This is a genomic window from Enterococcus sp. AZ197 (assembly GCF_050556405.1).
GTDB classification, from domain to species: domain Bacteria; phylum Bacillota; class Bacilli; order Lactobacillales; family Enterococcaceae; genus Enterococcus; species Enterococcus faecalis.
This window is the reverse complement of record NZ_CP187873.1, coordinates 287714-303341: the sequence shown is the minus strand read 5'-3', so window position 1 is coordinate 303341 and position 15628 is coordinate 287714. Positions and strand designations below refer to the sequence as shown.

13 protein-coding genes and 2 other annotated features are annotated in these 15628 nt (G+C 37.5%); of the genes, 3 read left to right on the top strand and 10 right to left on the bottom strand.

Features of this window, described 5'->3' with window-relative positions; all coding sequences use genetic code 11:
* Positions 1–96: 96 nt before the first annotated feature.
* The gene (locus tag IGK82_RS01525; protein ID WP_002364962.1) at positions 97–930 is read left to right on the top strand and encodes a Cof-type HAD-IIB family hydrolase; all 834 of its coding nucleotides are present in this window, start codon (positions 97–99) and stop codon (positions 928–930) included.
* A 42-nt stretch (positions 931–972) separates the two neighbouring features.
* Here IGK82_RS01525 and IGK82_RS01520 read toward each other — a convergent pair whose 3' ends face one another.
* From IGK82_RS01520 to IGK82_RS01495, 6 genes are all read right to left on the bottom strand, one after another.
* Positions 973–1608: a nitroreductase family protein gene (locus IGK82_RS01520; protein ID WP_002358386.1), complete on the bottom strand. Its 636-nt coding sequence runs from the start codon at positions 1606–1608 to the stop codon at positions 973–975.
* Between the two features lie 4 nt (positions 1609–1612).
* A complete protein-coding gene (locus IGK82_RS01515; RefSeq protein ID WP_002362972.1) occupies positions 1613–2047 on the bottom strand; it encodes a MarR family winged helix-turn-helix transcriptional regulator in 435 nt (144 codons plus the stop codon).
* A 151-nt stretch (positions 2048–2198) separates the two neighbouring features.
* The gene (gene nhaC / locus IGK82_RS01510) at positions 2199–3644 is read right to left on the bottom strand and encodes a Na+/H+ antiporter NhaC (RefSeq protein ID WP_002383673.1); all 1446 of its coding nucleotides are present in this window, start codon (positions 3642–3644) and stop codon (positions 2199–2201) included.
* An 89-nt stretch (positions 3645–3733) separates the two neighbouring features.
* Positions 3734–3909: a binding site (T-box leader), on the bottom strand.
* A 136-nt stretch (positions 3910–4045) separates the two neighbouring features.
* Positions 4046–4687, bottom strand: coding sequence for a pyroglutamyl-peptidase I (gene pcp, locus IGK82_RS01505; RefSeq protein WP_174120409.1), 642 nt, complete (start codon positions 4685–4687; stop codon positions 4046–4048).
* Between the two features lie 15 nt (positions 4688–4702).
* On the bottom strand, positions 4703–5647 hold the full coding sequence (locus tag IGK82_RS01500) for a DUF979 domain-containing protein (RefSeq protein ID WP_002355267.1): 945 nt from the start codon (positions 5645–5647) through the stop codon (positions 4703–4705).
* Positions 5644–6330: a DUF969 domain-containing protein gene (locus IGK82_RS01495; protein ID WP_002355265.1), complete on the bottom strand. Its 687-nt coding sequence runs from the start codon at positions 6328–6330 to the stop codon at positions 5644–5646. Before IGK82_RS01495 ends, IGK82_RS01500 begins: the two co-directional genes overlap by 4 nt.
* Positions 6331–6522: 192 nt before the next feature.
* Between IGK82_RS01495 and IGK82_RS01490 the strand changes: the two genes are divergently transcribed.
* Positions 6523–7038 carry an HdeD family acid-resistance protein gene (locus IGK82_RS01490; RefSeq protein WP_002381189.1) on the top strand — a complete coding sequence of 172 codons (516 nt, stop codon included), beginning with the start codon at positions 6523–6525 and terminating at the stop codon, positions 7036–7038.
* Between the two features lie 15 nt (positions 7039–7053).
* Positions 7054–8238 (top strand): AI-2E family transporter, encoded by a 1185-nt coding sequence (locus tag IGK82_RS01485; RefSeq protein ID WP_430605135.1) that lies wholly within the window; start codon positions 7054–7056, stop codon positions 8236–8238.
* A 51-nt stretch (positions 8239–8289) separates the two neighbouring features.
* Here IGK82_RS01485 and IGK82_RS01480 read toward each other — a convergent pair whose 3' ends face one another.
* The 4 genes from IGK82_RS01480 to IGK82_RS01465 form a co-directional block, all read right to left on the bottom strand.
* Positions 8290–9417 (bottom strand): 5-methyltetrahydropteroyltriglutamate--homocysteine S-methyltransferase, encoded by a 1128-nt coding sequence (locus IGK82_RS01480; RefSeq protein ID WP_002373195.1) that lies wholly within the window; start codon positions 9415–9417, stop codon positions 8290–8292.
* A gap of 60 nt (positions 9418–9477) precedes the next feature.
* Positions 9478–9707, bottom strand: a binding site (T-box leader).
* 117 nt (positions 9708–9824) lie between these two features.
* Positions 9825–11192, bottom strand: a complete 1368-nt coding sequence (locus IGK82_RS01475; protein WP_010709197.1) for a PcsB-like coiled-coil domain-containing protein — start codon at positions 11190–11192, stop codon at positions 9825–9827.
* A 456-nt stretch (positions 11193–11648) separates the two neighbouring features.
* Positions 11649–13943 carry a WxL domain-containing protein gene (locus tag IGK82_RS01470; RefSeq protein ID WP_010709196.1) on the bottom strand — a complete coding sequence of 765 codons (2295 nt, stop codon included), beginning with the start codon at positions 13941–13943 and terminating at the stop codon, positions 11649–11651.
* A 447-nt stretch (positions 13944–14390) separates the two neighbouring features.
* On the bottom strand, positions 14391–15614 hold the full coding sequence (locus tag IGK82_RS01465; RefSeq protein WP_002392493.1) for an amidohydrolase family protein: 1224 nt from the start codon (positions 15612–15614) through the stop codon (positions 14391–14393).
* Positions 15615–15628: the final 14 nt, after the last annotated feature.

Here is a 15628-nt window from a genome sequence, read left to right as displayed (position 1 = left end):
ATAATTCTTTTATACACCTCACAAGAGAATCCGTTTACATTAATAGAAAAAACTTTTATACTAAAAGAAAGAAACTCTTCGGATTGGAGGCCAATTATGGCAATCAAAGCAATTGTAATGGATATTGATGGCACCTTGTTAACTTCAGAAAAAAAGATTTCACCAAAAACGCGACAAGCACTAGTAGCTGCACAAAAACAAGGCCTATCACTGATTTTGGCTTCTGGCCGCCCGACTAACGGTATGCGGACCTTAGCAGATGAATTGGAGATGGCTCATTATAATGGACACTTACTTTCCTATAACGGCGCTTGTGTCACCCATCATGGCAGTCAGCAACAACTATTTAATCAGACAATTTCAAAGTCATTGAGTCAACAAATTTTAGAGCATTTGAAACAATTTGACGTAATTCCAATGATTAATGATGAAACATTTATGTATGTCAATGATGTTTTTCATAACACCTTACATTTAGAGACTGGTGATTTTAATATTATTGAATATGAATCACGGGGTGGCAACTTTCAATTATGTGAGTGGCGTGATTTAGCCGCCAGACTAAACTTTCCCTTGAACAAAATTTTAATTGCTGGTGAACCCGCCTATTTACAAAAATATCATGAGGCCATCTACGCGCCTTTCAAAGAAACCGTCACCGCTGCTTTTTCCGCTCCTTTCTATTTTGAATTTACCGCAAAAAATATTGATAAAGCGCGTTCTTTAGAAAAACTAACCCTACAGTTAGGCATAACTGCTGAAGAAGTAATTGCTTTTGGTGATGGTCACAACGACTATACAATGTTGGAATGGGCCGGCACGGGAATTGCTATGGAAAACGCCGTTGACGAGCTTAAAAGCATCGCAACGGAAGTCACTTTATCCAACGACAATGACGGCATCGCTGTTGCATTAGCCAACTTTCTTTAAGATCGTTGATTGATGCAAGCGTACGCCGTCATTTTTTATTGCCTATTCAAATGTCGTGATTTTTTCTGGTGCTAAACGAACAGATTCATAACCAGTTTCCATGCCCTTACCCACAGATAAAATCATTACTGGGACATAGCGCTCTTGATCTAAACCAAATGTTTCGGCTAATTTTTCCGCTTCAAAACCACCGATTGGATTTGTTTCATATCCGTGAGCTCGGGCCACTAACATAAATTGCATAGCTGCTAAACTCGCATCAATTTTTACGATGTCATTCATTTGTTCTCTGCTTAAACTTTCATAATGGGGAATAATGGCTGCTAATTGTTGGTCCCGCACTTCCTTAGGCATTTTACCACTAGCATAAGCTTGATTGTAAATTTCCTCTCCTCGTTCATGGCAGTTTAGATCACCAAAAATTAAGAGCATTGCAGAAGATGTTTCATTTTGACGCGTATTAAAGCGAATTAAGGGTTTTAATTTTTCTTTGCCTGCTTCACTTTCCACTACGACAAAACGCCATGGCTGCATGTTAACAGAAGAAGGGGCAGTGGTCGCTTCTTGAATCATTGTTAACATTTCTTCATGAGAAATTTTATGGGTTTCATCGTACACCCGAACCGATTTGCGGCCAAAAACAATCTCTGAAAAATCATTCGTTGTATATGTTGTCATTCTATCATACCTCTTTCGTTGTAATGCTTTGATCTAGTTTTGTCAAAAGTTCTTTTAATTGGCGACAGTCGTCCTTTGTAAATGTACTGGGAATAATTTCTGTTACCGTTTGTTGCTTGGCTGTACATTGCTGTAGTTCTTGTTGTGCTTTTTCTGTTAAATGCACTAGCACTTCCCGATTATTTTCTGGATTTCGCTGTCGTGTCACATACTGTTTCTCTTCTAAAATTTTCAAATGGCGAGTGACCGCACCACTATCGATTTTTAAGTGTTCTTGAATCTCCGTTTGAAGACACGGCTGACGTTCTTTTAAAATCATCAGCAACTCATAACGAGTCAAACTCAAGCCAACTTGCTCTTCAAAAACTTTGGTAATTTTTTGATCTAATACCTTTAACTGACATAATAATTGGCTGACTTCCCGTAATGATAACGACATAGTTTCCTCCTTAAAAAGATGACTCGTCAACAATTGACTAGTCAACTATAACTGTTTCTTTCTAAAAATGCAACCTTTTTTACAAGAAAAATAGAACAATTGACAGGGAGAAACTACAGTATTCCCCATCAACTGTTCTATTTTAATCAATCTATTTTTCGGTAACAGGTTCTGCTGATAACCGCTTAATTCCTAAACCAGTAAATGCACTGACCATTGAGAAGACAGGCGATAATAAGCTAAAGAAAACAAATGGTAAGTAAGTCAACGTTGGTACGCCAAAGGTCCCCGCTACGAAGCTACCTGCAATCCCCCAAGGAATGAGGTAGTTAATAACCGTCCCACCATCCTCCAAGGTTCTGCCTAAAACAGTCGGATCCAAACCTTCTTTTTTGTAAACTTCTTTAAAGGCATTCCCTGGTAAAATAACCGATAGGAATTGTTCACCAATAAAAATATTTACGCCAATTCCTGTTAATAACGTTGATAAAATCAATTTCGGTGTACTGCTCATTTTCTGCGAAACAACTTCCATGACCGCAGAAATCAATCCTAATTCCATTAATAAGCCACCTAGAGACAACGTTAGAATAATAAGTGCCACAGTCGGCATCATACTCATAATCCCGCCACGACTTAATAATTGATCAATTTGTGCGTTCCCCGTTTGAGAAACAAACCCATTTTCCAACGTGTTTCCTAATGCCTGCAACGATACTTTCGGATTTTGAATAATAATCATAATTACTGCCACAATAATGTTCAACAAAATCGTGATAATCGCTGGAATTTTGCGCCAGGCACAGATTAACATTAAGGCTAATGGTAACAATGACCAAATTGAAATGGTAAAGTGGTCTTCCAATACTTGAATAACTTGGACTACTTCTGTCAGACTAGTATTCGCGTACGTTTGCCCTAAAATCATAAACAAGATTAAAGAGACGATAAATGCTGGTACAGTCGACCACATCAAGTTTTTTATATGTTTAAACAAATCCGCTTCAACAATCGCTGCGGCTAAGTTTGTTGATTCTGATAAAGGTGACATTTTATCACCAAAAACTGAGCCAGAAACAATCGCCCCCACAACTAAAGCAGGATTTAACCCTAAGGTACTGCCAATACCGAAAAAGGCAATTCCAATTGTTGACATCACTGTAAAAGCACTACCTACTGCACTGCCGACAATCGCACAGACAATAAAAACTGACGGCACAAACCATTTAACACTAATCATTTTAAAACCAAAAACCATAATCGTTGGAATAATTCCAGCTTGAATCCAAACGGCAATCAATGCACCCACTAAAATGAAAATAAAAATTGGAATAATCCCTGGCTTCAAGCCATCAACAATCCCTTTATGCATTTGATCAAATGGTACTTTACGAAACATTGCGTAGCCTAAAATCAATGCAATCACAAACAAAATAGTAATATTTGGCGATATCTTTAAGCCAATTACTCCTGTTGCAATAGCTGCCACAATAATTAATAAAACGATACTTGCTTCTCGAACACTCACGGTCTTCTTTTTCTGTTTTTCTTTCATTTCGTTACTCTCCTCTAATCTTTTTTCTGAATACTCTGACATTAAAGGATCTTATGATAACGAATAACCCCTCCACAACTCATTGAAAACGCCTCCTAAAGCTACATAAAAAGAGAGATTCATCCTTAAAGAATAAGGACGAATCTCTCCGCGGTACCACCTTAATTAGAAGCTTACTTGCTTCTCGCTTATATATTATGTAATTGTTACTACTTATTAGTGTAATTCACAAATAGACTTGATCGATTCGCAGCAACCATCGACTTTCTGAACAAAACATCTATTTCCTACTGGGCTAATAATTTATGAATCTCAATATACCAAGAAGAAACCGACTTGTCAACGAAAATAGTATAAAAAATTTTTTCACACGCCAACAAAAATTACTTTTTCTTTTTGTAAAAATAGAAAAGCGCCTCCGTTCTCACGAAAGCGCCTGTTAATTAATGGGTTGTGCCACCTTGTAGTTGAATATCTTCTTGCGTTTTTACTGCTGCTTCAATCATATAGAACAAAGAATCTGTGATTGCTTCTAATGACATAGAAGCAAACGTTGGTTTATCAATTGTTTGTTCTGGTAGGAACGGAACATGAATAAATCCGCCACGAATAGTTGGATATTTAGTGTTAATTAAGTGTAGTAAGTGATACATAATATCATTACATACAAAGGTTCCTGCTGTATAAGAAATCGCTGCAGGTAATTGATGGTCATGACAATTTTTTACCATCGCTTTAATCGGTAAATTTGTAAAATAGGCTGTTGCTCCATCTTCAACCAACGGCACATCGCTTGGTTGTTGTCCTGCATTATCCGGGATACGCGCTTCCGCTAAATTAATTGCCACTTTTTCAACAGTGACTGTTTGACGGCCGCCTGCTTGTCCAACACAAATCACCATATCTGGTTGATGGGTTTCAATTGCTTCAGCCACTTTTTCACCACTAGTGCCAAAAACAGTTGGCACCTCAACTTTAATAATTTCAGCTCCTGCAATTTCAGCAGGTAATTTTTTGACTGCTTCAAAGGCAGGATTGATTGCTTCTCCTCCAAATGGATCAAAGCCAGTAACGATAACTTTCATTTCGATCATCCTTTCTTATTTGAATAGAATCATATAAACAATTTGGAAAATTAACATGAAAAGTGCAATCGGCAATTGATTTTTAATGACGCCGTACTTATCTTTCATTTCCAACATGGCTACAGGTACGATATTAAAGTTCGCAGCCATCGGTGTTAACAGTGTACCACAAAAACCACATGTTAAGGCAACCATCCCAACTAATGCGGGATCTGCACCTAAAGAAAAGACAAACGGCACACCAATTCCGACTGTCATCACGGTTATTGCTGCAAAGGCATTGCCCATGATAGCCGTAAAAATAACCATTCCCACAGCATAAATAATAATCCCTACATTGACATTTCCTGCTGGTACTACGGCACTAACACCTTTTGAAATAATCTCACCAACACCAGCGCTAGTAAAAACAGCACCTAAACAAGCTAATAGCATTGGCAACGTACTAAGAGGACCGACTGTTTCTAACATTTCCGCCGCATCATCAAAAAATACTTTCGGCGTATTATTTTTAGAAAAGAACATCATGATGAAAATCGCTACAAAGACACCAACACCGACACCGACTAAAGCTCCTAAAGTAGTCAATGTGGCAAAAAGAATTGCAAAAACCCCGATACTTAGTGCGGGAATAAAAATCTTCATTCCTAATTTTTGAGACATTTTTTCCATGTATTCTTTCGAAGGTAAGCGACTTTCTCCTTTTGTCACTTTTTGAAGAATTGCCGGAATTGTCATCACAAAAATAAGTACGCCACAGGCAACTGGTGGGATAAATCGACCAAAACCGATTAAGATCCCTAAAATCCCCCAGAATAAACTAGTCCCATACGCATGTTGATTGGTTTTATCACGAAAACTACGAAAACTTGTATATAACAAGATAATCCCCATAAAAATATAAAGGACTTCCAATAACTTTGCACTCAAATCAATACTTGGATCTGTGAAAAAACTCATTTCAGTCCCTCCTGTCCATAATATTTTTTACGTAATCTTTTTTCTTTTAAAGTAAAGTAAATACTTGCCGAAATTAAGGCAACTAAGGCGACTGGTACTTCCACTAAAGCCAGTTTACCTAATGTCACTTCATAGCCTAAATCTTTCAATGTTGATTGAACAAGCAATGCCCCAGCCCCACCAACAAACAGAACTTGACCAAAGAACCAACAGATATTTTCCATGGCTGAAGCCATCCCTTTTAGTTCTTCTTCATACTCTGGCACCATTGGTAAATTTTTTGATTCAATTGTTCCTAACGCCATTGGCAAAATAATCGGACGCACAAAACCTGCTACCCCACCGAAACTTACGTTAAAAGCGGCGAAGATAATCCGAAAGACACCATAAATGTCAATAATCACACCAGCAGATACCTTTTTGAATCGTTTAATCAACGTAGCTGCTGACTCTTTCAAGCCATTTCTTTCTAAAGTTCCTGTTGCTAACATAATAATAATAAAGATAGCCATTCCTCGATTATTCACAAAGGTTGTTCCTAGTGTTTCTAGCATCGATGTCAAACCAAGCCCGCCAGTAAAAGCCGTCACTATTAAAGCAACCATCACAATCAAGATAGCATCAAATTTCAATGCGAAGCCGACAATGACGATCAATACGCCTAATAAAGGTAATAAATCCATCAAATCTCTCCTTCTTAAAATAAAATTTCACTTTCCATTATATGCCAATTTTCGCTCATTTGTAAGACTTTTTTAATTTTTAATGTTATTTTTTCTAAAGACACAGTTTCCAACACTTTTTAGAGCTACCACTCGCACTTTTTTCTTTTTTCCGCTAGAATAAAAGAAACAATAACATTGAGGAGGATTTTTATGTTCCAAACTTTTAGAGAAAATTTTCGGCGCCATACCCTATTGCGCGACGCCGTCTTTATCGTTATCGGAAGTGCCATTGTCTTTAATCCCGGTGCTTTCTTCCAGTTCGTCGGTTATTTAATTGCTGGTTATTTGATGCTTTTAGGGTTAATTAATATTTATGATGACTACAAAATAAAAAAACAAACGGGTAGCTGGGGACTTGGTTTCGTAACAGGTTTAATCTTTGTCGTCTTAGCAGTAGCCTTTTTATTTTTTGCACCGGTGATTGTTTCGATTCTGCCGTTTTTATTAGGGATTAGTATCGTTATAAACGGCCTCGTTCAATTGACTTTTGCTTTAAATACTCGTCAAACAGGCGCGCTTATCTACAGTATTCTGGTTTTAATCGCTGGAGCTGTTTTAGTTTTCAACCCCTTCAAAAGTCTCTTAGTTTTGATGCAAGTCTTTGGATTTATCCTGATTTTCATGGGTGTCATTGAAATTATTGGTCATTTTAGAAATAAAGCTTAACGAAAGGAGCAACTTATGGATAAAGAAAGTACCAAGTGGATCCGCTTTTTAGGTGGGAAAAATTTACTTTACACATTAACTATCCTTTGTCTAATTGCTGTAACTATCTTTTTATTCAACACTGTTTCATTTATCTTTAAACCAATTTTTGTTATTTTTAGTGCCGTCTTAGGCCCGGTACTTTTTGGTATTATTCTATTTTATTTGCTTAATCCAATGGTGAAACGCCTTGAGAAAAAAATTCCCCGTGTTTGGGCGATTGCGATTCTCTATGTCTTAATTATTGCATTACTAGTGTTAGCTGGACTGCAACTTTTCCCAATTATCCAAGACCAAACGGAAGAATTAATCAAACAATTCCCAAGTTTTTGGAAAAGCACGCTCCAAACAGTACAAGAATTTATGGCTAAAACACCTTTTGCAAAAGATTTAGAATCTGCTAATGAGTCGATTAATCAGCTCTGGGGCAAACTTGCAAACTCCTTTAAAGACTTTGCAGGGGATTACCTACAAACAGGCGCACAAGGTCTGGGAAACGTCTTTTCTGCAGTCTCTTCTACTTTCCTAACCTTGTTTACAGGACCTATCATCGCCTTTTTCCTTTTAAAAGACAAAGAAAAGTTTTATCGCTTTGTAAAAGGCATCATTCCCCCAGCTTTTCGTCCTGATTTTGATGAATATAGCCAAATTGCCAACATTCAAATTGGCGATTATCTAAAAGGTCAAGTCATTGCTTCGTTGGTTTTAGGGATTATGTATTGGCCAGCTTTTCTATTAATTGGTTTACAATTTGGTAGCATTTTAGCTTTAGCTGCGGGTATTTTATGTATTATTCCTTATATCGGGCCATTTATTGCCTTTATTCCTGGATTGATTATTGCCTTTCAGGATTCCACATTTATGGTAGTTAAATTTGTTATCGTCTGGTTTGCCATCCAATTGATTCATGGTGATTTTGTTATTCCTCGTGTGATGGGCGATAAATTAAAAGTCCATCCGATTACTATTTTACTTGTCTTGTTAGTTATGGGCGAACTGTTTGGTTTAATGGGCGTTATCTTCGGGATTCCAATGTATTGCCTAGTTAAAGTGACAGTCATTTATTTATTCCGCAAATTCAAACAACGCTATAACCGCTTTTATGGTGACAACGGCGAGTATGAACACACGAATTTTACTAAAGATCAATATTTAAAATAATACAATGAAAAAACTGGGACATAAGCCGTTTAGACTTATGTCCCAGTTTTTTTACCATACTTCTCTAGCAATTTCTTGAAGTAATTGAACTTTGCGCCATTGTTCTTTCTCCGTCAAACGATTTCCTTCTTCCGTCGAAGCAAAACCGCATTGCGGACTAATACTTAAGTTTTCTAAAGGAACAAACTGTTGGGCTTCTTCAATTCGTGCTTTCACTTGTTCAGTCTCTTCTAATTCAGGAAACTTAGAAGTAACTAAACCTAAAACGACTTTGCTGCCATTATTTTGCCAATGTCTTAATGGTGAAAAGTCCCCTGCACGATCTGAGTCATATTCCAAGAAGAAACCATCATAATTCGTAGCAAATAATTCTTTTGCTATCGGTTCATAACCACCTGAAAATAACCAAGACGAAGCATGGTTCCCACGGCAAATGTGTGTGGTTACAGTTAAATCTTCTGGCTTGCCAGCTAAGGCTTCATTAATAATCGTGGTGCACACTTGTGCAATTTCCTCTGGCTGTATTCCTTTTGCTCGTAATTCTTCTTGTTTTGTCTGATCCGCTAGAAACGCCCAATTTGTATCATCAAATTGCAAATAACGGCAACCTCTCTCGTAAAAGGCCGCAATTGCGTCTTTATATGTTTGTGCTAAATCCTTATAAAAAGCACCAATCTCTGGATAAATTGTTTGAATGCGCGAGGTGCCATCGTTAGATAAAATTTCTTGACGTAAAATCATGGTCGGACTAGGGATCGTTGCTTTGGCTACCGTGCCATCACCAACTTCCACCACCTCTTTTAAAAATGAAAAGTCCTCTAAAAATGGATGTTGCGTAGGAAAAGATATTTTATCCACTACGCGGATATTATAGGCCGGAGCTGCTTTTCCATGAAAGGTTTGGTTATACCCCGTTTCTGGGATATAGCCTGTCACACCATTTAATCCTTCTAAGAAATCAATATGCCAAAAACCGCGACGAAATTCACCATCTGTGATTCCCCGTAAGCCGCCAGCTTTTTGTTTTGCTACTAATGCTTTGATTTCCTCATCTTCAATAAGACGTAGCTCTGCTTGAGATAAAGCACCTGCTTGGACCTTTTTCCGTGCTTTCTTAATTGTTTCCGGACGTAAAAAACTTCCCACATGATCAACTGTAAAAGGAATCTGACTACTCATTTGCCTCACTCTTTCCTATTTTTATTTATAAAAAAACGCCCTTTTACTAGCCGTAACTAGTAAAAGGGCGATTATTATCGCGGTACCACCTTTTTTCGGAAAGATGACTCTTTCCCTTCAACTGACAATCATAATCAGCGGTCTTGTTAACGAAAGACATTACGTTTTTGCCTACGTTTCGACAAAAATTCCTCCTAGGCCATTTTTCGATACAGACATCTAACTTTTTTCACCAACCAAAGTCTCTCTACCAGCTGTCTTGTACTTACTTTCCTATTCAACGGAAATTATTAGATTATAATTAGAATACCACGTTTAGCAAATTTGTCAACGGAGACGGATGAAATAGTAATGAAAAAAGCAGCTTCTTTTCAGAAGCTGCTTACGTCTATTTTTATCATTGCTGATTAGGCTGAGTGTCCTACAATTGTGCTACCTGAGTAACCAAAACCGACACGCGTAATACCTGGGTTAATTTCCCAATCACGGTGACCGCTACCTGAAGCTGTTACCATGTTTGTTTCATTGTACCACGCCATGATTACTGAGTTACCTGGCGCCCACATAATTGCGATAACTTCATCTCCACGAGACCAGTGATCATTTGGAATACCACCTGCTTCAACTTGTGCTGCACGAGCAGTTGCAGAAGCTGCTAAGCCTGCATCCCATACTACTGGACGTAAACCTAATGATTGACGTAGAACGTTCAATGCATTGATTGTTGGATCAGCAGAAGGCGCTGGTGTTGGTTCTGGTGCTGGTGTTGGTTCTGGTGTTGGTGTAACTGTTCCACCACCAGTTTGGCCACCATTATTTCCATTATCGCTTGGTGTTGTAGGTTGTACTGGTTGTTCTGATGAAGAAGAGCCAGTATTTTCTGTTGCACTATTATCTGTACTTGGTGTAGTTGTTTCAGTTGTTTGTTGCGTGCTTGATTCAGTTGCTGAGCTTGAGCTTGCTGGTGCTTGTGCTTCTGTTGTTGATGAAGAGGCAACTGGTGCTTCTGCTTTCACTTCAGCTTTAGCTGGTTTTGCAGCAGCTTGTTTAGCTTTTTCAGCTGCAGCTTTTTGTTCAGCAGCTAAGCGTGCTTGCTCTGCTTCAGCAGCTGCTTTTTGTTTTTCTAAGCCAGCTTTAGAACTTTCAGCTGATGATTGTTCTAATGCTAATGAAGCTTTCATTACGTTTAATTCAGATTGTTTAGAAAGTAAATCTTGACGTTTTGTTTCTAATTCAGCTTCTGTTGCTTCAAGTTGTTTCACTTTTTTCTCGTTTTCAGCTTTTTTATCAACAACGGCTTGTTTGTCTTCTTTTTGTTGTTGCATTAAGTCGTTGTTGGCACTTACGATTGTTGAAACAGCTTGAACACGGCTGATTGCATCTGCAACTGAGTCCGCATCTAAAACTGCATCTAGCATTGTTGTGCTTTGTCCATTAACTTGAACATCACGTGCTTGATTTTTGATTGCTTCGTTACGTTTTTCAATACGTTGATTCAAGTTTGTAATTTCTTGTTGTAATTGTTCTGATTTTGCTTTTAGTGTTTGCTTTTGTTCACGTAAAGCCATGCTTTCATCAAATACTGAAGATACTTCTGCTTCTAAAGAAGATACTTGTGAAGCTAAATCCCCTTGTTTTGCTTTTAATGATGAAATTTCTTGATTTTTTTCTTCAATTTTTTTATCAACATTGTCCGCCAAAGCGATGCTTGGGGTAGCAATTGCTGATAGCGTTAATGAACATAGTAATACTGATGCAAATAGACGTTTCTTCACTTGTCATTCCTCCGAATTAATTTCTAAAGTTTATTTAAAATATCTTAATCTTTTCTTACGACAAAAACATTCTACCACACCCATATTTCAATTAAGCAATAGAAATGTTACAAAAACATTTCAGATCACTCCTTCTTTCTCCATAATAGGTAAACTTACCTTTTGTAAGGCTTTTACACCTTGTCACGACTAGTTTTCACGTGTTTTCAATTGTTAAACAATTCTTCGATTTTTTTTCATATTTTTTCTTTTTTTATTCAAATTTTGCTTCTTTTTTGTCGATATATGCTTTTTTTCGTAAAATTAATCATTTTTCCTTCTTTTTATTAAACGTTTTTGTTACAAAATTCGTTATATTTTGGTAACGAATCAAGAAAAAGGCCGCTTCGTTGAGCCGCCTTTTATTATTTCTATGCAATGTTTTTGATCAAACTATTCAACTTATTTTTTATGGACTTATGGGCCTGTCACTAAATTCCAAGTCACCATTGCTTGATAAGTTTGATCTTTTCTACCTTGATTTGCTGGAATTTCTAATTTGATTTGATCAAAAGAAAAATCAAATTGATAAACATCACTTTCGTCAAACTGACTATTGGCAACAATATGGCTAGCTACACCGTTGGCAACTAATTGAATAGCGGTTGTTTTGCCAAGAGCAACTTTAGTTTCCGTTGGTTGATTGTACTGAATAAAACCTGAAACATTGGTTGTTCCTAACAATAACTTTGTCATTGATGATAGTTGATCCACTCTTCCTTCAAAGGGGGATAGTTCTGCAGTTAGTGCCCAATTGGGTTGTGATTTTTTCAAACGTAAATATGGATTTTCCTGACCATTTTCATAATAATCTGCTGCCTGCTTTAAACCATGTTGCTGCGTGTTGCTAGAAATGGCGACTTTACCAAAATCAAAAGTTGGTGTGCTGATAAAACCTTCCTCATCTGGTGCCACAATTTCTTGATTTTTAGGTTGGATTCTGACAGTATCAGCTGCGTGAACAGCAGAAAAATTTCCATTCATTTCAACAGCCGCTTGTAACACTTGATCTGGTTCACCTGTAGCAATTGTTGTCATCATAATAGTTGCTGTCTGACCAATAGGCACTTCCGTATTTAAAGCAATGCCAACTCGCCAATTTTCATCAGTAATAGGAACAATTTTGTTTGGTTCAGATCCAACACGAATCGTGACTTGGATTGGCCGAGCTAGACCTGGTGACCAACCACTTGCTGGCTTTAAGTTTATTTTTTTTAACGGTACTTCTCCCACATTTGTAAGCATAATCTGCCAAATTTGTATATAACCACTTGGCATGACTTTGACTAGTCCTTCTATTTGCATTTCAGCTTTTGCAGTTATTTCCTTATACACTGCTGTAATAGCGTTCATTTCATTAAAAACAGGGGAGTTTATGGGGCGCTTCGTTTTTTCTAAGTTCTCTTGTTTTGTTTTATTTTGATACCAACCTTGATATAAATAAGTTTTACCGTTAACGCTGTATTGTTGTGGCAGTTTTTTTCCAGCTAAATAGCGAAAGCCATCTGTAGTTATCGGTCGTTGGTGATCCTGAATAAAATCAGATGGTGGTGCAATTTCAACACCATTGACATCCTCAAATGTATAATTTTTTTGAGGTACCTCCTTATAGACAACAGTTAAATCATCATTGTCGTCATAGGTAATATCATAACTGGGCGTTACGCTTTTTTCTAAATTTTCAGGTTTCGTTTTCCCTTTATACCATCCTTGAAATTGATATGTTTTTGAGTCGATTTCATAGCTACTTGGCAAAAGGCCGTTCTGTTTAAAGGCGTAAGGGTCACGCTCAATAAGTGTTTGCTTTCCTTGTCTAAACCCCGGTGGTGGAGGGATTGGTTTCCCTTGAGTATCCACAAAATGTTCTGTCACTTTGCGATTGGTAACATGATAATAAACCGGCCCTGAAAATTTAAAGTAATTCAATAGCCCAGATTGATTCGATGAATCAACCTTCACTTGGTTGTACAAAGGAACGATTAGTTTTTGGCTCTCGCTAATGTTAAACGTTACTCCTGTTTTCTGACTATATTGTTGTGCAGACATTTTTTCCAATTCAAATTGCGAAATTGTTGTTGGATATTGGTTTCCTGATGCGTCGGAAATAGTTGGCAGCGGAAAATTGGGATCAATTTCCCCTTTCTTATTGTATAAGCTTAAAGAAGTATAATATCTTGGTAAAAAAAATGTTTGATTACTCGCTGCAAGCACCGTTGACATGTCGGAATAGACGGCTACTTTCTCACTTGGAATTACCACTTCTTTTAAATTAGCCACTGTAGATGCTGTCACTGGTTGACTTTCACCTTCCCACACATTTATGCCATTTGGGGAATTGCCTTGCCAACTATGATACTGTAGAAGGATCTCATTGGCGTTTACTGGCTGCCCCTCTTCATTAATAAATCCATAACGATAAGTTAGGTTAGGCGTCTCAATTCTTTCTCTAATCGTTTGACTTGTAACATTAGCCTCATTATCGATTAACTCACTTTTTGGCAATGCTAGTGGTTCTTCATCATGTAGTTTATCCTTTGTCTGTGGTTGTTCACTTTCGGCTTTTTCTGCTGTTAATGAATGATTGGTTCCTTCTCTTACTTGTTTTGTACTTGGTAATGTTTCTGCAAAAACAGTTGTCTGTATTAGTATGGGGAATACTAATATATGGCAGATGCCCGTTACTATCAATTCTTTCCATTTACTTCGCTTCATATTGTCCCTTCTTTCTAAAGAACAATCCAACAATTCTTAGTTAACTAAACATTAAGACACTAAACTTAGCAGAATGATCACTTACCATTTTCAGCAACAGTCTTGTCTTGTGGTATCGGTTTCATTTTTCTTTATACTTTGGATCATTCACTTGTTTCAGCGCTATTCGTCCAATACTTCTTTTTACTAACCAGTTATAACTAGTTTAGCAAAAAAGAATAATTTCTGAAATTCCGAATTTTAAACAGATAGGAGCATTTCCTGAAGATTCTATATATATCAAGGAAAATCGACCAAAAATAAACTGAAAATAAACTTTTCAATAGAGAATCATAGCTAAAACAGGATAAATTAATCATATTTTCACCTTCCTAGCTTTACCTTTATCAAAAAAAGCTCAAAATGTTAGTTTTGACAACTAACATTTTGAGCTTTTTGTTTTTTTTCTTAACGAATGATTTCGACTTTTTTGTCTGTCTTGACTGTAACACGGCCGTTTTTAATAACATATAACCGTTCTGGAATATCAATAATCGCATGTTCAACCACTTTTGTGTCTAATAAGACTAAATCTGCTTTATTCCCAACTGCGACACCGTATCCTTCTAGTCCCATCGCACGAGCAGGACTTGTTGTTACCATTGGTAGCACTGTTTTTAAGTCATCCGCTCCACCTAGGTGCCCAACAGGAATGGCTAACATCGCTGTTTGAACAATATCCCCTGTGCCATATGGTGTAAAAGCATTGCGAATATTATTCGTAGCAATACAGACATTCACGCCACCATCGCGTAATTTACGAATTGGCGTAACCGCACGTCGAACATTGTACTGATCACCACGAGCCCCTAAATGTAAATCCGTTGCTGGTAAAGCCATCACGCTAATATTTGCTTTCGCCATTTTTGCAATAATAGGCGCCAATTCTGCTTCAGGTAAGGCATGCAATGCCGTTAAGTGGCCCACTGAAACACGGCCTTGGTAGCCTTCAGCGATGGTTTTTTCACATAAATATTCAATACTCATATCATCAGCTTCATCGGCAAAATCTTGGTGTAAATCTACATCTTTATCATATTTTTTAGCAATTTCAAACACTAAATCAATATGTTCTTTCGCTGGTGCATCATTATAAGGAATACCGCCGACAACGTCTGCGCCCATATCCATTGCTTCATACATCATTTGTTCTGTTCCAGGGGCTTTAAAAATTCCTTCTTGCGGAAACGCAACTACTTGCATGTCAATTAACTCTTTGTATTCTTCTTTCAAACGCATAATTGTTTTGAAGCCAGTAAAACCTTGCGCTGGGTCAAATTCTGCATGCGTTCTTAACGCCGTGGTCCCATGAACGATTAACATTTCTAAAGCACGTTTGGCACGGTCGTAAATGTCTTCTTCGGTAAATGTTGGTTTTAATTCTGCGGTTACTTCAATTGCTTCTTTCAACGTACCTGATTTATTTGGTTTACGATCAGCGATTAATGCCTTGTCCAAATGTAAATGGCTTTCTACAAAACCTGGGATTAAAACACGACCATCTGCTTCGATGACTTCTTTGGCATCGCCAGTAATAACTGGGGCGATTTCAATGATTTTACCTTCTTTAATAGCTACATCTTGTAATGCTTCACCGTCTTGAAGACGAACTTGTTTAATTAATAAATCCATGTTTTCCACTCCCT

Coding starts and splice junctions, on each gene's coding strand:
- IGK82_RS01525 (WP_002364962.1), top strand. CDS start 97: ATGGCAATCAAAGCAATTGTAATGGATATTGATGGCACCTTGTTAACT.
- IGK82_RS01520 (WP_002358386.1), bottom strand. CDS start 1,608: ATGACAACATATACAACGAATGATTTTTCAGAGATTGTTTTTGGCCGC.
- IGK82_RS01515 (WP_002362972.1), bottom strand. CDS start 2,047: ATGTCGTTATCATTACGGGAAGTCAGCCAATTATTATGTCAGTTAAAG.
- nhaC (WP_002383673.1), bottom strand. CDS start 3,644: ATGTCAGAGTATTCAGAAAAAAGATTAGAGGAGAGTAACGAAATGAAA.
- pcp (WP_174120409.1), bottom strand. CDS start 4,687: ATGAAAGTTATCGTTACTGGCTTTGATCCATTTGGAGGAGAAGCAATC.
- IGK82_RS01500 (WP_002355267.1), bottom strand. CDS start 5,647: ATGAGTTTTTTCACAGATCCAAGTATTGATTTGAGTGCAAAGTTATTG.
- IGK82_RS01495 (WP_002355265.1), bottom strand. CDS start 6,330: ATGGATTTATTACCTTTATTAGGCGTATTGATCGTCATTGTCGGCTTC.
- IGK82_RS01490 (WP_002381189.1), top strand. CDS start 6,523: ATGTTCCAAACTTTTAGAGAAAATTTTCGGCGCCATACCCTATTGCGC.
- IGK82_RS01485 (WP_430605135.1), top strand. CDS start 7,054: ATGGATAAAGAAAGTACCAAGTGGATCCGCTTTTTAGGTGGGAAAAAT.
- IGK82_RS01480 (WP_002373195.1), bottom strand. CDS start 9,417: ATGAGTAGTCAGATTCCTTTTACAGTTGATCATGTGGGAAGTTTTTTA.
- IGK82_RS01470 (WP_010709196.1), bottom strand. CDS start 13,943: ATGAAGCGAAGTAAATGGAAAGAATTGATAGTAACGGGCATCTGCCAT.
- IGK82_RS01465 (WP_002392493.1), bottom strand. CDS start 15,614: ATGGATTTATTAATTAAACAAGTTCGTCTTCAAGACGGTGAAGCATTA.